The organism is Muricaecibacterium torontonense, assembly GCF_004793925.1.
Lineage (GTDB): Bacteria > Actinomycetota > Coriobacteriia > Coriobacteriales > Atopobiaceae > Leptogranulimonas > Leptogranulimonas caecicola.
Genome location: NZ_SRYE01000004.1, coordinates 1 through 16,979 on the forward strand (window position 1 = coordinate 1; position 16,979 = coordinate 16,979).

Below are 16,979 nucleotides of genomic sequence, written 5' to 3' on the forward strand. Positions count from 1 at the left end.
AGGGGCCTGGTACTATCTGGGCGGCCCCGACGACGGCGCCATGAAGACAGGGTGGTTTCAAGACGGCGACTATTGGTATTACTGCGATGGCTCGGGAGCCATGGCACACAACGAATGGATTGGCTCCTGGTGGGTCAATGGGTCGGGCGCCTGGGATCCCAGCCTTCCTGCATCGGGAAAGACAGGTTGGCAAAACCCTTCCAACTACTATCAGGTGTCTTCCTATGGGGTGCGGTTCCCGGGGGCAGGCCATGGCTATTATGTCACCGTGCCTACCATTAGGGCAGATGCCACTCGAGAGCAATGCATCAGCGCGTTCTTGGCGCGGGCTCGCAACTACCTAGGCACCCCCTACAGGTGGAATTACTCTGACGCTCCTGGAGTAGGGGTGGACTGCATTGGCTTGGTTTACCAGTGCGCCTATGCAACTGGCATGGATCTGGGAGAATTCAATCCTTATAACCATTGGATCACTGGACCTCATGGGTGGCATAGCCACGACGCCAATAACTTCTGGTCTTACGGCAAGATCCAAAAGATCGCCTTCGAGTGCCGAGCCCCGGGCGACCTTATCTTCTGGCCCGGCCATGTAGCTATCTATATTGGAAACGACCAGGTGATCGAAGCCGTTCCTGGACGCGTGCGCCAAGCTTCCATTCGAGCCTCAGGCGCCAATTATCTGGGAGTGGGCCGCCTTTACGTCTAAGGCTTTAGACTCTAGGTGAAATACGGGGTTTTGATTCCCCTCAAAGAGGCCTTCGTAACAGGAGGCCTCTTTCGCTAGACTGCTGGGTAATCCTCGCCATCCAAGGAGTTCGTTTGTGACCAGTGGTTTCTTCGACATCTACAAATGCCATTCGCAGCAGCCGCTCTTTGGCCAGCTGCACCCAGCCTTGAGAGCACTCTTGGCCCTCACGCCGCTCTTGATCACTTTGGGATGCTTCTCTGTGGTGATGCTTGCCATGTCCTTGCTGCTTGCCCTGGGCTTTATCGGTTTTGTCCGCGGGCCTGCCGCTTGCCTGCGCACGCTCAGGCAAGCTGCGCCGCTCCTGATCGTCATTATGGTGCTCAATCCGCTTATTTCTCCTTCGGGCACCCATGCGCTCCTCACTCTAGGGCCCTTCGCCATCTATGGTGAAAGCCTTATGTGGGGAATCCTCATGGGTCTCATGTTTGCAGCCTCACTGGCTTGGCTGGAGGTCTTTGGACTCATCCTTCCCGCCGATGGTCTTTGCGATCTTTTGGGTTCGACGACCCCCACACTGGCGCTGATGGTCTCTATGGCAATGCGCCTGGTGCCCGATCTCTTTGTGCAGGCTCAAGGCGCCAAGGCTGTTAGAGAAGCCTGCACGGCCTCGCGACCCCCAAACGCTCAAAATGCTCCCGGCTCCACCCTTGTCGAGAAACCCGTGCCCCCAAAGGTTGTGCGCCCCAGATTAATCAGCGCAAAACTGAGTTGGGCTGCCTGCATCTCTACCGCACTGTTGGGCTGGACTCTAGCAGACTCGCTCTCTCGCGCTTCTTCCATGGAAGCTCGTGGGTGGGGAGTGGGCCCTAGAAGCCATTATCGCCAATGGCGTTGGACCCTATCCCAAAAGGTGCAGTTCGCGATGCTTCTCATGGCAGACGGGTTCATGCTCAGCTCCTCCTTCTACTACCAGGCAGGTTGGGCAAGCGCTCTCGCACCCCAGGCACTTTTAGGGGGAATCCTTCCTGGCCCCGTCAACCTTTTGTCGCTGGTGCTTTTGGGAATGCCCCTGGCTGTCTTTGGCTATCTGACCTTTCAAGAGAGGAGGATGCCATGAGCCTCAGTCCCATAATTCTATCCTGGGATTCGGTGAGCTTTAGCTATCCAGCCCTGGATGCAGCCTCTCCTGTCATCGATGTTCTTCATGACGTGAGACTCCAAGTGCCTCAAGGAGCCTTCTGCCTTCTCACTGGGGCTACAGGCTCGGGCAAATCCACTCTCTTGCGCTTAGCAAAACCCCAGTTGGCACCCAAAGGCAATCTCAGTGGAACGGTGTCCTTCCAAGGCACTCCGGTATCCCGGCTCTCAAAAGAGGTATCAGCCAGATCGCTAGGATTTGTGGGCCAGGATCCTTCGGCTCAAATCGTGGCCGACACCGTCATTGGCGAACTCGCGTTTGGCCTTGAAAACCTCGATGTGCCCCAGGATGCAATGAAGCGCTCTATCGCTGAGACCTGCGCCTTTTTGGGTCTCGACCCCTGGTTGCATCGCCCCTGTGCAGAACTATCCGGTGGCCAGCGCCAACTGGTAGCCCTCGCCGCAGTCTGCGCCCTCAGGCCATCGGTGCTCCTGCTTGACGAGCCCACCTCGCAACTAGACCCTGTGGCTGAGGGGGCTTTTCTCGGCAGTTTATACCGGCTCAACCAGCAGCTAGGCATCACGATAGTGGTGGCTTCTCACCGAGCTTCTGCCATCGCCCCTTATGCGTCCATGGCCGTGCGTCTCTCTCACGGGCGCCTGGAGGCTCAAGAGCTATCTTCCTTGGCCTCTCCCGCTCCTCTTTGCCGAGAAACGCCGTTGCCTCAGCTGGGAGTAACGGTGGTGGAGGCTCATGATCTTTGGATGCGCTACACCAAGCGCGACCCCTGGGTGTTAAGGCAGTGCGACCTCACCTTGGCCGCCAAAGAGATGCGCGCATTGGTGGGAGGCAATGGGTCTGGCAAATCCAGCCTGCTAAAAACACTGGCGGGCATCACCAGAGCCAGTCGGGGCACTCTTCACAACCAGGTAGCACAAAGCGTTGCCTACCTGCCGCAGGATCCTATGGAGCTTTTGATCTCAGAGACTGTGGGAGAAGAGCTGATGGAGTGGGCGACCTCTGTAGGTTATGGAGAGCATGATGCGCGCGCCATGGCTAAAAGGCTTGGGCTTTTAAAGGCATGGGAACAAGACCCCCCTTCGCTTTCTGGAGGCCAGCTTCAACTGCTCGCTCTAGGCAAGCTGCTCTTACTTAAGCCCTTGCTTCTTTTGTTGGATGAACCGGTCAAAGGGCTGGACAGCTCGCTCAAATCCCTGGTGGCAAATCTTTTGTGCGAGGCGGCGCAGGAGGGGAGCGCTATCCTTTATGCCACCCATGACTTGGACTTTGCGCGGGTAGCCAGCCATGCTACCTCTCTCATGTTTGATGGAGGCATTTGCACTACGCAAGAGACAGGCGCATATTTCCAGGACTCGCTTTTGGGGTAGCGTCATAGAGCGAAGCAGGTCTTGTGCGAGATCATTGGATATGAAGGCGATCGAAAGGTTGCCACTCGCTCAGGCGTGGCTTTTGAGCTGGGCCTGGCTATGGGTCTTCTCTACCAGACGCGTGATGATAGGCACCACGATAGTGGTAAGGGCAGCAGCGAATACCAACACAGAAGCAATGTGGGCAGTCATGTCGCCGGCTTCCTGGGCCACTGAGGTCATGGCCACCACGGTGGACATGGCAGTGCAGCTATAGATGGCAATATTGAAGCGGCGCCAGGGATTCATGGAGCGGGTCTCGGGGGCGAGGCTTAAGGTCACAAAGACGGGCAACCCGCGCACCAACAAAAGCAAGAGAATGAACCCGGCTACGACGAGAGGCTCAGATCCGCCTTCGAAGACATCGATATTGCAACCGGATAGCACAAAGGCCACTGGCACAAAGAAGCCGTAGGCCACAATCTTTACCTGGCCTATGACTGGAGAGTCGTCAGGTGTGAGCTGACGCAGGATGAAGCCGGCAGCAAAGCCTGCCACAATCATATCGGCACCTAAAATGACGCCTAGGGCCACCAGACCTACAAGAATAGCGATCACCAGTCGAAGCATCATCTGGTTGGAATCTGCGCCCTTATGCACAAAGACATCCAGCTTGCTATGGGCATGTTCCTCATGGAGCACCAGGCGCTTGCCCACCAATGCCACCACCACGAAGAAGGCCATGATTCCAAGCTCCACCAAAGGAGATCTCTCTTCCAAAAGCAGCGCAACGGCAACCACTGGCAGAAGCTCTCCTGTGGCGCCATAGGATTCTGTGACTTTGCCCATAGGAGTATCAAGTTCATGACGGGCAGACAATATGCTCTCGACCTTGGAGAATGCGGTGGAGGTAAGGGAAATGGCAAAGGCTATGAGGGCTTTGGCAGAAAACTCCAAGGGCAACAGCCAAGCCACTAGAAGACCCAATCCAAAGGAAGACAGCCAGGCCAGCATGGCATGGCGCCCGGTGGAGCCCACCACGCGAGAAGGCTCGAGATTGTAGCCGCCCATAAGAAAGATGAAAGCCAACCCTAGCTGACGCAGCAAAGGCAAACCTGGGGCAGCCGGATCAATGAGACCTGCGCCGTGGGGACCTAAGAGAGATCCCAGAATAAGGATGAACGCTCCCGCTTGTATCCAATTGCCGGGAATAAGGGATGATAAAAACGGCCCCACGAAGGTGGCCACACATACAATGGCTAATGAGAATAGAGCGGCTGCCACAGGTTGCCCCCAATGTGAGAGTCAGGGCATCTTCTTATCAGATGCCCTTTGGAGTTTTTAGCTATCTACCCAGAAGGACCTGCTATGCAAAAGTTGGAACCCTGCGCACTGGCTGCAGTGCCTTGCGTATTGGTGCTAGGGCTTTGGTTTCAAGGCCCCTGGGCGCTCTTGTCGGCAGTGGTGGTGTCTGCAGCCTTAGGGATAATGCTTGCAGGATGGGAGACCTCCACTCCCGCGTTGCGTCAGTTTCTTCCTGCGGTGAGCCTCGCTGCCCTCGGGGCGGTGGGCAGAATGCTGTTTGCTGCCGTCCCCGATGTGAAGCCTTTATCGGCTATCGTTATTTTGACAGGCGCCTCTCTAGGCTCGCGCAGCGGCTTTTTATGCGGAGCTCTGGCGGCTTTGGTATCCAATCTCTTTTTTGGACAGGGATCCTGGACGCCTTGGCAGATGTATGCCTGGGGACTCATGGGCTACATGGCAGGGATATGGGCTAAGCATGGATGGCTTAGAACGCAATATCAAGCCGCAGCATTTGGTTTTGTAGCGGCTCTAGGCTTTGGCCTTATTATGAACGGGTATACATTGGTAGGCTTTGTCAGGCCCTTGAGTTGGGCCAGTATCATGGCCACCTGTGCAGCCTCTCTCGCATTTGATCTGGTACATGGCGTTGCCACTGCGGCATTTCTGTGGTTGCTCTGGGATAGCTGGGGGCGTGTGCTCAAGCGTTTCAAGCAACGCTACGGCCTCTTGGAATAGGAGATCTCAAAGAGGGCGTCAGGCCATGCAATCATGCACAAGCGTCCTTCCCTTCATGGAGAGCCGTTCTTCTGTGAGATAGGGGGTAGTGCGATGGGGACACCGTGGTATCATTGCGGGGTTATGGATCTGTGCGTCTTTAGGATCTGTTGGCTGGCCTCAAGGCTTTTGCTTTTGGGTAGGTAGAGTCCAGAGTTTACTCTGAGCGCGCCTTTAGCCGGCAGCATCAGCGCCAAGACACCAACCGCAGCGCTCAGGTGAGCGCCAGTACCAAATCGAAGGAGCATGCATGTCCGGACACTCTAAGTGGGCCACTACCAAGCACAAGAAAGCGGCCATCGACGCCAAGCGTTCCACTTTATTCTCTAAGCTCTCCCGCAACATCACCGTTGCGGCAAAACTGGGCGGCGATCCAAACCCGGACAACAACGCTTCTTTGGCTGCAGCCGTTGCTCGCGCCCGCATGGTTTCCATGCCCAACGCCAAGATCAAGGCCGCTATTGACAAGGCCTTTGGCGCCGGCGCAGATGCTGCCGTCTACGAGAACGTCACCTATGAGGGCTACGGCCCTGCTGGTGTCGCCGTCTATGTGGAATGCCTCACCGACAACCGCAATCGCACCGCCGCAGACGTGCGCTCTGCCTTCTCTCACTCTGGCGGCAACCTGGGCACTTCTGGCTCGGTGGCCTTCCAGTTCGAGCGCAAGGGTTCCATCGCCGTAGACAAGATCATCAAGTCTGATGACAAGAAGGTCGAGGACCGCCCCAACGCTACCGATGAGGACGAGTTCATGATGGCCGTGGCAGAGGCCGGCGGCGAGGACTACGAGGATGCCGGCGATCAGTGGATCGTCTACACCGCTTACGACAACATGCAAAACGTCCAGGCTGGCCTTGAGGCTCAGGGCATCGAGGTCAAGGGCTCGGAGCTCACCATGGTTCCCACCACCCCCAGCCAGGTCTCCGTGGCAGATGCCAAGAAGGTCCAGCGCTTGGTAGACCGTTTGGAGGAGCTGGAAGACGTGCAAAACGTCTACAACACCATGGAGATGACAGACGAGATCGCCGCTGCTCTGGATGAGGAGTAGTCCTTAGCTTCTCAAAAGTTGCATTTTTGCCCGGTTTTCCAAGACGTCTGGTGACGTTTTTGGAAACCGGGTTTCTTTTTGCACAGGATCAGCGCCTGAGTGGTCGGGAGCGTTTACAGTGAAGAGGCATCTATTGCACGTGCCGTTGGGCACACCCATAGATGAATGTCGAAGGGATGAAGTCCATGAATGGGTTCAAGCGCTTCTGCCTCATAGTCTTTTCGCTGCTGGGATTGCTAGTGGTTGGTCTTGGCCTTGTCTGGTGGCTCGGCCCTTGGACAGCCCAGATCTCTGCCTTGTTCGCCCTTGACTGGTTCGTCTTCCTCACAGAAGCCTTCATCGTCATAGGGCTCGTAGGATTCATTTGTCTCTTTGTGTCTGGGGTGCGCGCCAAAAAACCCAAAGACATCGAAGTCATCAATGAAGATGGCGACCGCGTTTCCATCGCGCGCTCTGCGGTGGCGTCCCAAGCCACCTATCTGGCCGAGGCTGACGGCCTATGCCTGGTTACCAAGGTGGTGGTAGATACTCGCCATCGCGATCAGGTGGATGTAGCCCTTTGGATCCAGCCCTACCACTCTCTCGATGTCCAGGCCGAGGCTCAGGCCCTCCAAGAATCATTGCGCCGGGGACTCACCATTCTCATTGGTGACCGTTTGGGATCGTTGACTCTGCGCTTTTTGGAGCCTCGCCAAACTGCCGACATCACTCCCGGCAACGCCGTGTCCCCTCAAAAGAATGGCAGCTTCAAGCCCACCGCCGCCCACAAGGCCGATCGTGCCCTGCGTCATGATACCGGCCAAGTTGCCGAGAAACCCGTACCTTACGGAATCGAAGCCTCGAAGGATGCTCAAAGCTCTACAGGCTTGTCACCGGAAGAAGCAGTCTCTCCAGAATCCGAAGCTTCTACCAGCAGCTCTTCTGAGGTTACCATCGTGCATCCTCAGGCTATAAAGCCTGCAGGCTCTAAGGAGGTGCACTAGCATGGCCAAAAAGCCTCCTGTAACCGTCGAAGTCGATGTGGAGTCTGCCGATGGCGAGTCCACTCAAAAAGCCTCAACTACTGAGGCAGGAGCTTCTCGGCAGGAAAAAGGCTCCCAGCCTGCCGACGCAGCCACAAACTTCAAGGCGCAAGGAGCCCATGCACGCAGACTGGCCGCCAAAACGCGATCCACTGCTGCCAGTTGGTTAGAGGGGTTGGCGCCCGGCCATTCCAATGCGGTGATCTTTGGCGTGCTTGGAGTGGTGGTGGCTCTGCTTATCTTTTGGGTCGGTTTCTTCCAGGCGCTTTTTGTGGCGCTTATGGCCACCGCCGGGGTAGCCTTTGGTCAATGGCTGGACGGCGACCCGCGCATCATCAATGCCGTCAAGCATCTACTTGCCCCTTCTAACGATTACCGCTAAAGCGCGAGCTTTAAGGAGACATCATGAACGACGCTTCTACCACCTCAACCTCTGAGGCTCAAGAATCTTCATTGGTGCAGCTGCCTGTGAGCGCCATGGCCCAAACCACAGACGATGACGTCATCGAAGACGTCGAGGATGCAGACTCCGAGGACTCCCTCACTTTCTCCAACGGCGTCATCGAGAAGATCGTGGCCATCGCCTGCCGCGACGTCCCCGGTGTGGTAGGCATGAAGGGCGGCTTTTTCAAGCGCGTTCAAGAGACGCTCACCGGCGCAGATCTCACCAAGGGCGTCACAGTAGAGGTCATGCAAGACAACTCCGTGCGCGTGAACATCTCCATCCTTATGGCCTACGGCGCCTACGCGCCCCAGGTCTTCGAAGACGTGAAAAAGGCTGTGGTGCGCGAGCTTTCGTCCATGACCGGCCTTGAGGTCTCCGGCGTGAACCTGCGCATCGAAGACGTTATCGCGGCCGACGAGCTGGATGACGACATGCGTGAGGCCAACTAGCATGACGTTGCGCGCTTCTTTTGCCTTAGGCGCCGGAAAACTGGCGCGCTGGGGCCTTGTCTCTGTGCTTCATCGAAACGCCTCTCAACTGCCAGGACGCATCGCTCTTGCCCTTGATCCTGAGCTCTTGAGCGAGCTGGCCTCCCACGTAGAGGGCTCCATCGTGGTCTGCGGCACCAACGGCAAAACCACTACCAACAACGTGCTGGCCTCGGCCATAGAAGCCTCTGGGCAGACGGTGATGTGCAACCGCGCCGGCGCCAACATGGCCCCTGGCGTCACAGCCGCCCTTATGACCAAGCCTGCCGCCCAATGGGCTGTCATCGAGGCAGACGAGCTCTCCACCGTCAAGATCTTGCCGGCCCTAAAACCCCGCTATCTCATCTTGCTCAATCTCTTTCGCGACCAGCTGGACCGCGCAGGAGAGATCGACCGCGTGCAAGACACCATCGCCCAAGCCCTAGATGCATCCCCTGACACTACCTTGGTGGTCTGCGGCGATGATCCTCTCTCCATGGGCGTGGCCCTGCGTCTTGCCGGCAACAATCCCATCATCTCCTTTGGCATCGACGAGGCATTGGGCCTTCCCCCCGACCGCGTGCCCGAGGCTCGCTTTTGCCAAGTCTGCGGAGCAGAGCTCGACTATGTCTTCCGCCACTACGCCCAGCTGGGAAACTTCGCATGCCCCAATGGAGACTTCGCCCGGCCTCAGCTGGACTGGCGCGCCACGCATGTCAAGGTGGAGCGCACAGGCGTCTCCTTCGATGTCGCAGGTCCTCACACCCTTGCTGCCGAGAAACCCGCAGCCTCCCCGCTTGAAACACCCCAGTGGCCTGTGCACCTTAAGGCGTCCTTTGGCGGAGTCTACATGGTCTACAACCTGCTCGCCGCCTTCATTGGGGCCACACTGGCCGGGGTGACCCCAGAACAGTTCCAAGACACTCTAGACCACTACCATCCGGAGAACGGGCGCTTGCAGCGCTTTGATGTGGACGGTCGAGAAGTGGTGCTCAACTTAGCCAAAAACCCCACTGGCTTCAACCAGAACATTTCTTTGATGCTTGCCGACGATCGCCCCAAAGCCGCCTTCTTTGTGGTGAATGACGACTACAACGACGGCAAGGACATCTCCTGGATCTGGGATGTGGACTTCGAGCGCCTCTCTCAGGAAGACGACCTCGCACTGGCAGTGGGCGGCCATCGTGCCAACGAACTGCAGGTGCGCATGAAATATGCCGGCATGGACGCACCGCTCTGCACAGACGTCAAGGGTGCCTTGGATCACATAGCATCCCTGCCCAAAGACCGTCCTCTGTACGTGCTTACCAACTATTCTGCCCTGTGGCCTGCCAAGGCAGAGCTTGAAAAGATTGGGGAGAGTCATGAGCGGTAAGTCGGTGCGCATCGCCCATCTCTACCCCGAGCTCTTGAACCTCTATGGCGACAGCGGCAATATCATCACGCTGGCCAAACGCTTGGAGTGGCGCGGTCTCATCCCAGAGATCGCCGAGGTCTCCATCGACGATACCCCCAGCTTCAAAGAGGTGGACCTGGTCTTTATCGGCGGCGGCTCCGATCGCGAGCAGCGCATCGTGTGCGAAAAGCTGCTGGCCCAAAAAGCCGAGCTTGCGGCCTACGTAGCCGATGGGGGAGTGCTGCTTGCCGTATGCGGCGGCTATCAGCTCTTAGGCCACTCCTACCTCATGGGCGACGAGAAGGTAGAAGGCTTGGGATTGGTAGACTTCTATACCGATCGCGGCGACCCTCGCCTCATCGGCAACATTGCCATCGAGAGCGATCTTTCCCCTCAACCCATCGTGGGCTATGAGAACCATGGGGGCCGCACCCACTTGGGCGCAGGCGTCCGTCCCTTGGGCAGAGTGCTCTTTGGCCATGGCAACGACGGCACCACAGGCTATGAGGGCTGCTGGCAAGACAACGTAGTTGGCACCTATATCCATGGGCCCCTGCTGCCCAAGAACCCGGGTGTGGCAGACGCGCTTTTGTCGGCAGCGCTAGAGCGTCGCTACGGCGACGGCACACTGGAGCCTTTGGATGACTCGGTGGAGCTGGCTGCCAACCAGGTGATGGCGGATCGCCTGCTTTCTGGCGAAGAGAAAGAATAGTCGCACTACTGATTCACGCGACACCCTAGTGCGCAAGCCCCTCGCCCAGGAATTCCCAGGCATAGGCAGCCTCTAGGGCGACGCCGTTTTTGAGCACGGTCTCGTCGGGGTTGTAGAAGCAGGAATGCTGAGGATGTACCGGACCTTTCGCCGGGTTGGCACAACCCAAAAACACGAAGACGCCCGGCACTTCGAAAAGATACTCAGAGAAGTCTTCGCCGGGCATGGAGCCTCGGTAGCGAGCGATGGCATCCTTGCCGAGAACCGCTTCCGCCGCACGCGCGGCGATCTGTGAGGCATGGGCGTCGTTTACCACAGCCCAACTGCCCAAATCGTACTGGCTCACCGTGGCCTCGCAACCCAAGGCGGCTGCGGTCTCCTCGGCAACGCGCTTCATAAGAAGCGGCATGCGCGCGTGGATCTCGGGATCGAAGGTGCGCACCGTGCCTTCAAGCCAGGCAGAGCCTGCCACCACATTGCGGGCGGTGCCTCCGTGAAACTGGCCCACAGTCACCACGGCGGGCTCGAAAGGGGAGACCGAGCGACTCACGATGGTTTGGAGTTCCTCGATGATGGCGGCGCCAGCGAGGATGGCGTCGGCGCCGCGGTGAGGAAGCGCACCGTGAGCAGACTTGCCTTTGATGTCGATGCGCCACCAGTCGGCGTTAGCCATGCGCGGGCCGGCCTCGAGAGAGACTTTGCCTGCCGGCACCTCGCTCCAAATGTGACAGCCATAGGCTCCGTCGACGCCGTCGCACACGCCTGCCTTCACCATCATGGAGGCGCCGGTGGAGTTTTCCTCGGCTGGTTGGAATACCAAGCGCACCTCGCCGCAAAGCACGGGAGCAATGCGGGAAAGGATGGCGGCTGCTCCCAAAAGCATGGCAGCATGGCAATCATGGCCACAGGCATGCATGATTCCAGGAGTTTGAGAAGCATAGGGTGCGCCAGTCTCTTCTTGAACCGGAAGGGCGTCGATATCGGCACGCATGAGCAGGCGCTTGCGGGGATGGCTCTGGGAATCGTAGGCGCCGGGAGCGGTGCCCTTGATGGTGGCTACCACGCTGTTCTCATAAGGCATGTAGTAGGGGATACCCAAGGCCTCCAGCTGGTGCGTAATGGTGCGAGCGGTTTCAACTTCTTTGAGAGACGGCTCAGGATGGGCGTGAAGGAAGCGGCGGATCTCTATCATCGCAGGCTCTACTGCCTGACTGAGCTTCTTGATGAGCTGAGGGACCTCTTGGGAGTCCACTACAGCCGCATCTACTCCTGAGAGCGCCTCTGTCACTGCCTCGCCCAAACGCTTGTAGTCAAGGCTTTGGTAAGAGGTATTGGAAGTGGCAGTGGATTCGGGCGCTGTCATTGATGCATCCTCCCCGCAGTGGAGTTCTTGGCCTCCTTTTAGAGTAGTCGACTTGTAGTGTGTGAGCCTGTCTCACCTGTAAATATAAATCCAAGAGTTTGTCAGATATAAGCTCGTCCTTTGCGTCACACCTAGCGCGCGCTATAATCCATGGACAAAGGGGAGCTGGGAGCTTATGGCCCGGCTGAGAGGAGCACCCAAGCGGCTCGACCCAAGAACCTGATCTGGATAATGCCAGCGTAGGGACCATGCGACTTCGCCTCCGGGTCCCGCAATGTGGCGGGATTTTTTATACCGCCAGAAAGGACGTGCAATGGAGTGCGCTGTTGCCATTCAAGTGCTGCCTATGGACGCCGCCAGCGACGATGAGGTGGTACGCATTGTGGACGAGGTCATCGATTACCTCAAATCCCAACCGGTAAGCCTGTTTGTGGGTCCCTTTGAATCTGCCATCGAAGGCGACTATGATCTGTGCATGAGCATTCTGGCCGAGTGTCAACGCATCGCCATCGCGGCCGGCGCAGGCAAAGTCATGACCTACGCGAAGATCGATGTGAGGGCGCAAGAGCCCCTGCTCACCACTGAGCGCAAAGTGGGCAAGTATGCCCAGGTCAATGCGGCATTCGATGCTTCTCATTCCGAGGAGAACTAGTGAGATCTGCTCGTCGCTCTTGGGTGGCCCCTACCGTTACCGTAGTTGTGGTGCTTGCGGTGTGGCAGTGCACAGTAAGCTTTGGCCTCGTCCCCGCCTTTCTCTTGCCAAGCCCTTTGGATGTGGTAGAAGCGCTCATTGCCGATGCGCCTCTACTGGCCTCCCACGGCCTGGTGACCCTCACAGAGGCCCTAGTAGGCCTTGCCTGTGGCGTTGCAGCGGGTTTTGGCCTTGCGGTACTTATGGATCGCTTCGCCCTGGTAAAAGCCGCCCTCAATCCTTTGGTAACCCTAAGCCAGACCATCCCTACAGTGGCCATCGCACCGCTCTTGGTGTTGTGGCTGGGCTATGGCATGCTGCCCAAGGTGCTTCTGGTGGCGCTCACCACCTTCTTTCCCATCACGGTAGCGTTGGCAGAAGGCTTTGCCTCGGTGGACCCCGATGCCATAGACCTCATGCGCACCATGGGGGCCAATCGCTGGCAGATCTTTCGCTATGTGAAGATCCCGGCTGCGGCGGGTTCGTTCTTCTCGGGATTGCGCATCAGCGCTACCTACGCCGTGGTAGGCGCAGTAGTAGCTGAATGGCTCGGAGGTTTCGATGGATTGGGAGTCTATATGACTCGCGTGCGCAAATCCTACTCCTATGACCAGATGTTTGCCGTGATCCTTATCATTTCTGCACTCTCTTTAGCTCTCATGGGTTTGATCGACTTGATAGCGCGCATTGCCATGCCCTGGCGTGCAGCCACAAAAAAGTCTGGAGAGATCTCCTATCTCTCCCAAAGCAAATAACGCATTCATTTTTTGGAGGTCCTCGATGATTCGCTCCTATAGCCGCAGCGGCTTTCTTAAGCTGGCAGGCGCCGGCTTGGCAGGCCTCTCGCTTGCTGCCTGCAACTCCAATGATGCTGCAAGCACACCCCAGGCATCTTCCGATGGCTTGGAGAAACTTACCTTTGTGCTGGATTACACCCCCAACACCAACCACACAGGCATCTACGTGGCTCAGGAAAAGGGCTTCTATGCTAACAAGGGCATCGATCTTGAGATTGTGCAGCCCCCTGAGGATGGCGCCGATGCGCTGGTGGGCACTGGCAAGGCTCAGCTGGGCATGTCCTATCAAGATGTGATGGCCAACTACCTAGGTAGCGACAACCCCTTCCCGGTGACCGCCGTCGCCGCCATCGTCCAGCACAATACCTCAGGTCTTATCTCTCGTGAGGGCGATGGCATTGACAGGCCTAAAGGGCTTGAGGGCAAGCGCTACGGCACCTGGGATCAAGATGTGGAAAAAGCCATCGTGCGCTCGGTAGTGGAGTCTGACGGAGGGGACTGGTCCAAAGTTGAGCTGGTACCTGCCAATTCCACCGACGAGGTCACCGGTCTCAAGGCAGATCAATTCGACGCCATCTGGTGCTATGAGGCTTGGGCAGGTCAAAATGCCAAAATCCAAGACTACCCGGTAGACTACGTGGCCTTTATCGACATCGACGACACCTTTGACTACTACACGCCTGTGATCATCGCCAATGACAGCTTCTTGGCAGAACAGCCAGACACCGTGAAGCGCTTCTTGGCAGCCACTCAAAAAGGCTATGAGTATGCGGTGCAAAATCCCGATGATGCCGCAGAGATTCTTGTGGCGGCCAATCCTGAGATCGATCCGGCGTTGGCGAAGGCTTCCCAGGAATACCTGTCAGACAAGTACGTGGCTGACGCGCCTCAGTGGGGCTACATCGACAAGGGTCGTTGGGAGAAGTTCTATCAATGGATGAATGACCAACAGCTCACGCCGGTGCCCATTGAGGCCAGCGGCGGCTTTACCAACGAATACCTGCCGGAGGCGTAAAGACTGCTATGGGCGACATCGATCCTCAAGTAGCAGGGCTTGCGGCCTCCCACCTCTGGCTCTCCTGGGAAGGAGAGCCCATCGTGGAGGATGCGTCCTTCTCGGTGGCAGCTGGAGAGCTGGTCTGTCTGGTAGGCCGATCGGGCTCGGGAAAGACCACGCTCTTCCATGCCTTGGCTGGCCTTACTGCCCCTGAGCGCGGCCAAGTGTTTGTAGGAGACAAAGACGTTACCGGTGCGCCGGGGTCTGTTGCCTACATGCTTCAAAAAGACCTGCTCATCCCCGAGCGCACGGTGCAGGACAATGCCGCTTTACCCCTGCTGCTCAAAGGCATGAGTCTCAAAGAGGCGCGGACACAGGTAGCCTCACAGCTGGATCCTTTTGGGCTTGAAGGGACGCAGGAGCTCTATCCCGATCAACTCTCAGGCGGCATGCGTCAGCGGGCGGCCCTGCTGCGCACTTACTTGATGGATGATCCAGTGCTGCTGATGGATGAACCCTTCTCGGCCTTAGACGCCCTCACGCGAGCCGACATGCGCTCCTGGTTCTTGGAACTCATGAGCCGCTTAGACCTCACCTGCATGCTGGTGACCCACGATGTGGACGAGGCCATCGCCATGGCCGATCGCATTTTGGTACTGGCAGGAAACCCTGCTCAGGGTCAGGTGAGCCGCCTGGTGGGAGAGGTGGCTATCGGGTGCCCGCGCAAAGATCGCGACCAATTCATGCTCACTTCCGACGCACTGGCAATTAAACGCCGGGTACTGGAGCTGCTAGAGCACTAAGCGTTGCCGATTATGCACGAACCGACCGTCCTTCTCCACCACGTATGGAGAAGGGCGGTCGCTTTGAAATGCCGACAGCTTGTACGTATGGTTGGCGAGCTGTCGATTTACTTGCCTTTATGGCGCAGCCGAGAAAAGATTCCTGAGGAGCGCAGGGATTCCAGTTCTCGTTCCAGCTCGTCGCGCTCAGCTACGGCTTCTTCCAAACGTCCTTCCAAATTGGCGCAGCGATCTTTGAGACCGGCGATCTGGGTCTCCATGCGGCCGTTGCGGTCGATGGCGTGGGCGCAGGATTCCTTGAGGTTGTCGATAGACGTCTGATAGGAGCGAACCAGCGTGTTGAGCTGCAGCGCCAGACGGCGGGCATTGAGGTCTGCCCTGGTGGTGCCCAAGGAAAGCGAAGCCACAAGCCCACCTAGGCTGGCGATGCGCACTCCCAGCAAGCTCCATAGCTCTGAATCGACTCCAGTGGCCGGCACCACGCAGCTGGCCAAAGCCACCTGGGCGGCTATGGCGCGATAGGCGGCCACCGACTCGATAGGCTCAGTGGCGATGAGGGCGACAGGAACCATCTGGGCTCGGGCTACCAGCTCGTCGTAAACCCCGCGCACATCACCGGCAGAGAGCACCAACCCGTCGATCTCCAGGTCGCTCAAAATGCGCGAGAGTTCTCGGGCACGCTCCAGCGGTGAGCTGTAAGCAGGAATGGTTTGAGCCACCGCAAGGGAGCCTGTGGCAGCGCCTTCCTCGGCAATGATGGAGCAGCTGGTGCGGCGAGAAGCCAGTGAGTCTTGGAGCTTTCGCAGCTGCACCAAGTCGTCGCCCTCGCGCACCAAAATAGCAAGGCTGTGAGGCCTGGCTCCTGTCTGCGCCAAGGCGGCCGAGCTTGCAAGCGCGATGGAGACCGAGCAAAGATCGGAGTCCTCGTTGTCTTCCAGGGCTGCGGCGATATAGGGGGCGCCCCAGGAATTGAGAAGCTCTGTGGCGGCATCGGCCCAGGCCACAGGCTGCACCCGAGCAGGGAAGATATCGGTGGCTTGGCGCACCAAACCCACCGCCAAACCCTCCCAGGCATCGTAGTAGCGCTCCCACTGCTCGGAGCGGTTGAGGTAGCCTACCGCCACCTCGGCGGTAGACCGGTTGGCGCAGATGGCGGCGAAATCAGAGGCTTCCAGAAGGGATGGAGCGGGGTTCTCGGCAATGACGAGGCCGTGGAGATCCGGGCGCACCACCAGGCGTTGAGCCAGGATGGCGCACATGAACCCTGCTACCGCCTCGTCGTGAGAAGCTACAGAGTTGATTTCTATCTCTGCAAATGCGTGGCGGGCCAGCTCGGTTTTGAAGAGGCGCCCGCGCAGTTGCACCGGCACGCTGCGAGTGCGGAAGAAGGCGTCGATGATGGCCTCGCCGTCCACCGTCTGCATCAGGGGCGACACCACGCGCAAGGCGGCACCGGTATCTTGGTCGCTAAAGATGTCGGCAGCCAAGAGGCGGGCCTCAGAGATATTGCCTGTATCCTCGGGCGATACGGAGGCTTGAGACGAAGCTGCGGGTCTCTGCACATCATTGGCATCCAGGGAATCTAGCAGCGGCTTGAACTCGGAGGAGGTCACCAGGATGTCTGCGCGGGTTTGGCTGGCCACTTGGAAAAGACGGCCTAGGCTTTGAGGCAAAAGCATGTCTGGAGCATCCGAGAAGAGCACATAGGTGCCCGAAGAAGCCCTGAGGCCGGCGCGATAGCTTTCCATGCGGCCAGAGTGCTCTGCCATAGAGATCACGCGCAGCGAAGGATGAGCCAGCGATGCCTCTGCCGCTACCTGGGCGGTGGAATCTGTGCTGGCGTCATCAACCACCACAATCTCGAAATTCAATCCTTCTTGGGCCATTGCCGCCTGAATTGCCGCGGGGAGATAAGCCCCGCCGTTGGAAGAGCGAATGATGACCGAGACGTCGCATGCCATAAGAA

Annotated in this window: 17 protein-coding genes; 14 read left to right on the plus strand and 3 right to left on the minus strand. The window is 58.0% G+C overall.

The genetic code is table 11. The features are described from left to right. The 3 genes from E5334_RS08655 to E5334_RS06410 all read left to right on the plus strand — a co-directional run. Positions 1-706: C40 family peptidase (locus tag E5334_RS08655; RefSeq protein ID WP_275438967.1), on the plus strand; the 706-nt coding region annotated here is incomplete at its 5' end. A 115-nt stretch (positions 707-821) separates the two neighbouring features. Then, on the plus strand, positions 822-1,805 hold the full coding sequence (locus E5334_RS08660) for an energy-coupling factor transporter transmembrane component T (RefSeq protein WP_167604330.1): 984 nt from the start codon (positions 822-824) through the stop codon (positions 1,803-1,805). Continuing rightward, complete coding sequence (locus E5334_RS06410; protein WP_167604331.1) at positions 1,802-3,214, plus strand: ABC transporter ATP-binding protein; 1,413 nt, start codon at positions 1,802-1,804, stop codon at positions 3,212-3,214. Before E5334_RS08660 ends, E5334_RS06410 begins: the two co-directional genes overlap by 4 nt. A 69-nt stretch (positions 3,215-3,283) precedes the next feature. Here E5334_RS06410 and E5334_RS06415 read toward each other — a convergent pair whose 3' ends face one another. Next, positions 3,284-4,477, minus strand: a complete 1,194-nt coding sequence (locus E5334_RS06415; RefSeq protein ID WP_136012770.1) for a cation:proton antiporter — start codon at positions 4,475-4,477, stop codon at positions 3,284-3,286. A gap of 84 nt (positions 4,478-4,561) precedes the next feature. Here E5334_RS06415 and E5334_RS06420 point away from each other — a divergent pair, with 84 nt between their 5' ends. From E5334_RS06420 to E5334_RS06450, 7 genes are all read left to right on the plus strand, one after another. Then, on the plus strand, positions 4,562-5,233 hold the full coding sequence (locus E5334_RS06420) for an ECF transporter S component (RefSeq protein ID WP_136012771.1): 672 nt from the start codon (positions 4,562-4,564) through the stop codon (positions 5,231-5,233). Between the two features lie 289 nt (positions 5,234-5,522). Continuing rightward, on the plus strand, positions 5,523-6,320 hold the full coding sequence (locus E5334_RS06425) for a YebC/PmpR family DNA-binding transcriptional regulator (protein ID WP_136012772.1): 798 nt from the start codon (positions 5,523-5,525) through the stop codon (positions 6,318-6,320). Positions 6,321-6,505: 185 nt separating this feature from the next. Next, the gene (locus E5334_RS06430) at positions 6,506-7,303 is read left to right on the plus strand and encodes an Asp23/Gls24 family envelope stress response protein (protein WP_136012773.1); all 798 of its coding nucleotides are present in this window, start codon (positions 6,506-6,508) and stop codon (positions 7,301-7,303) included. 1 nt (position 7,304) lies between these two features. Beyond that, positions 7,305-7,724 (plus strand): DUF2273 domain-containing protein, encoded by a 420-nt coding sequence (locus tag E5334_RS06435; protein WP_136012774.1) that lies wholly within the window; start codon positions 7,305-7,307, stop codon positions 7,722-7,724. A gap of 23 nt (positions 7,725-7,747) precedes the next feature. Continuing rightward, the gene (locus E5334_RS06440) at positions 7,748-8,236 is read left to right on the plus strand and encodes an Asp23/Gls24 family envelope stress response protein (RefSeq protein ID WP_136012775.1); all 489 of its coding nucleotides are present in this window, start codon (positions 7,748-7,750) and stop codon (positions 8,234-8,236) included. 1 nt (position 8,237) lies between these two features. Further along, positions 8,238-9,629: a MurT ligase domain-containing protein gene (locus E5334_RS06445; protein WP_136012776.1), complete on the plus strand. Its 1,392-nt coding sequence runs from the start codon at positions 8,238-8,240 to the stop codon at positions 9,627-9,629. Continuing rightward, entirely contained in the window at positions 9,619-10,362 is a 744-nt protein-coding gene (locus E5334_RS06450; RefSeq protein ID WP_136012777.1) for a type 1 glutamine amidotransferase, read from the plus strand. The genes E5334_RS06445 and E5334_RS06450 overlap by 11 nt, the downstream gene beginning before the upstream one ends. A 25-nt stretch (positions 10,363-10,387) precedes the next feature. Here the strand turns inward: E5334_RS06450 and E5334_RS06455 are convergent, their stop codons facing one another. Further along, the gene (locus E5334_RS06455; RefSeq protein ID WP_136012778.1) at positions 10,388-11,725 is read right to left on the minus strand and encodes an amidohydrolase; all 1,338 of its coding nucleotides are present in this window, start codon (positions 11,723-11,725) and stop codon (positions 10,388-10,390) included. Between the two features lie 313 nt (positions 11,726-12,038). Between E5334_RS06455 and E5334_RS06460 the strand changes: the two genes are divergently transcribed. Genes E5334_RS06460 through E5334_RS06475 form a run of 4 tightly spaced genes read left to right on the plus strand, consistent with a single transcriptional unit; the run spans position 12,039 to position 15,013 of the window. Continuing rightward, the gene (locus E5334_RS06460) at positions 12,039-12,377 is read left to right on the plus strand and encodes a thiamine-binding protein (protein ID WP_136012779.1); all 339 of its coding nucleotides are present in this window, start codon (positions 12,039-12,041) and stop codon (positions 12,375-12,377) included. After that, on the plus strand, positions 12,377-13,171 hold the full coding sequence (locus E5334_RS06465) for an ABC transporter permease (RefSeq protein WP_136012780.1): 795 nt from the start codon (positions 12,377-12,379) through the stop codon (positions 13,169-13,171). Before E5334_RS06460 ends, E5334_RS06465 begins: the two co-directional genes overlap by 1 nt. A gap of 25 nt (positions 13,172-13,196) precedes the next feature. Then, positions 13,197-14,228 (plus strand): ABC transporter substrate-binding protein, encoded by a 1,032-nt coding sequence (locus E5334_RS06470; protein WP_136012781.1) that lies wholly within the window; start codon positions 13,197-13,199, stop codon positions 14,226-14,228. Positions 14,229-14,236: 8 nt separating this feature from the next. Beyond that, positions 14,237-15,013 carry an ABC transporter ATP-binding protein gene (locus tag E5334_RS06475; RefSeq protein WP_136012782.1) on the plus strand — a complete coding sequence of 259 codons (777 nt, stop codon included), beginning with the start codon at positions 14,237-14,239 and terminating at the stop codon, positions 15,011-15,013. Positions 15,014-15,120: 107 nt separating this feature from the next. Here the strand turns inward: E5334_RS06475 and E5334_RS06480 are convergent, their stop codons facing one another. Further along, entirely contained in the window at positions 15,121-16,974 is a 1,854-nt protein-coding gene (locus tag E5334_RS06480; protein ID WP_136012783.1) for a glycosyltransferase family 2 protein, read from the minus strand. Between the last annotated feature and the right edge of the window lie 5 nt (positions 16,975-16,979).

Bases quoted from the DNA above. Each gene is read 5' to 3' on its own strand.
- E5334_RS06410 (WP_167604331.1), top strand. From the start codon at position 1,802: ATGAGCCTCAGTCCCATAATTCTATCCTGGGATTCGGTGAGCTTTAGC.
- E5334_RS06420 (WP_136012771.1), top strand. From the start codon at position 4,562: ATGCAAAAGTTGGAACCCTGCGCACTGGCTGCAGTGCCTTGCGTATTG.
- E5334_RS06425 (WP_136012772.1), top strand. From the start codon at position 5,523: ATGTCCGGACACTCTAAGTGGGCCACTACCAAGCACAAGAAAGCGGCC.
- E5334_RS06430 (WP_136012773.1), top strand. From the start codon at position 6,506: ATGAATGGGTTCAAGCGCTTCTGCCTCATAGTCTTTTCGCTGCTGGGA.
- E5334_RS06435 (WP_136012774.1), top strand. From the start codon at position 7,305: ATGGCCAAAAAGCCTCCTGTAACCGTCGAAGTCGATGTGGAGTCTGCC.
- E5334_RS06440 (WP_136012775.1), top strand. From the start codon at position 7,748: ATGAACGACGCTTCTACCACCTCAACCTCTGAGGCTCAAGAATCTTCA.
- E5334_RS06445 (WP_136012776.1), top strand. From the start codon at position 8,238: ATGACGTTGCGCGCTTCTTTTGCCTTAGGCGCCGGAAAACTGGCGCGC.
- E5334_RS06450 (WP_136012777.1), top strand. From the start codon at position 9,619: ATGAGCGGTAAGTCGGTGCGCATCGCCCATCTCTACCCCGAGCTCTTG.
- E5334_RS06455 (WP_136012778.1), bottom strand. From the start codon at position 11,725: ATGACAGCGCCCGAATCCACTGCCACTTCCAATACCTCTTACCAAAGC.
- E5334_RS06460 (WP_136012779.1), top strand. From the start codon at position 12,039: ATGGAGTGCGCTGTTGCCATTCAAGTGCTGCCTATGGACGCCGCCAGC.
- E5334_RS06470 (WP_136012781.1), top strand. From the start codon at position 13,197: ATGATTCGCTCCTATAGCCGCAGCGGCTTTCTTAAGCTGGCAGGCGCC.
- E5334_RS06475 (WP_136012782.1), top strand. From the start codon at position 14,237: ATGGGCGACATCGATCCTCAAGTAGCAGGGCTTGCGGCCTCCCACCTC.
- E5334_RS06480 (WP_136012783.1), bottom strand. From the start codon at position 16,974: ATGGCATGCGACGTCTCGGTCATCATTCGCTCTTCCAACGGCGGGGCT.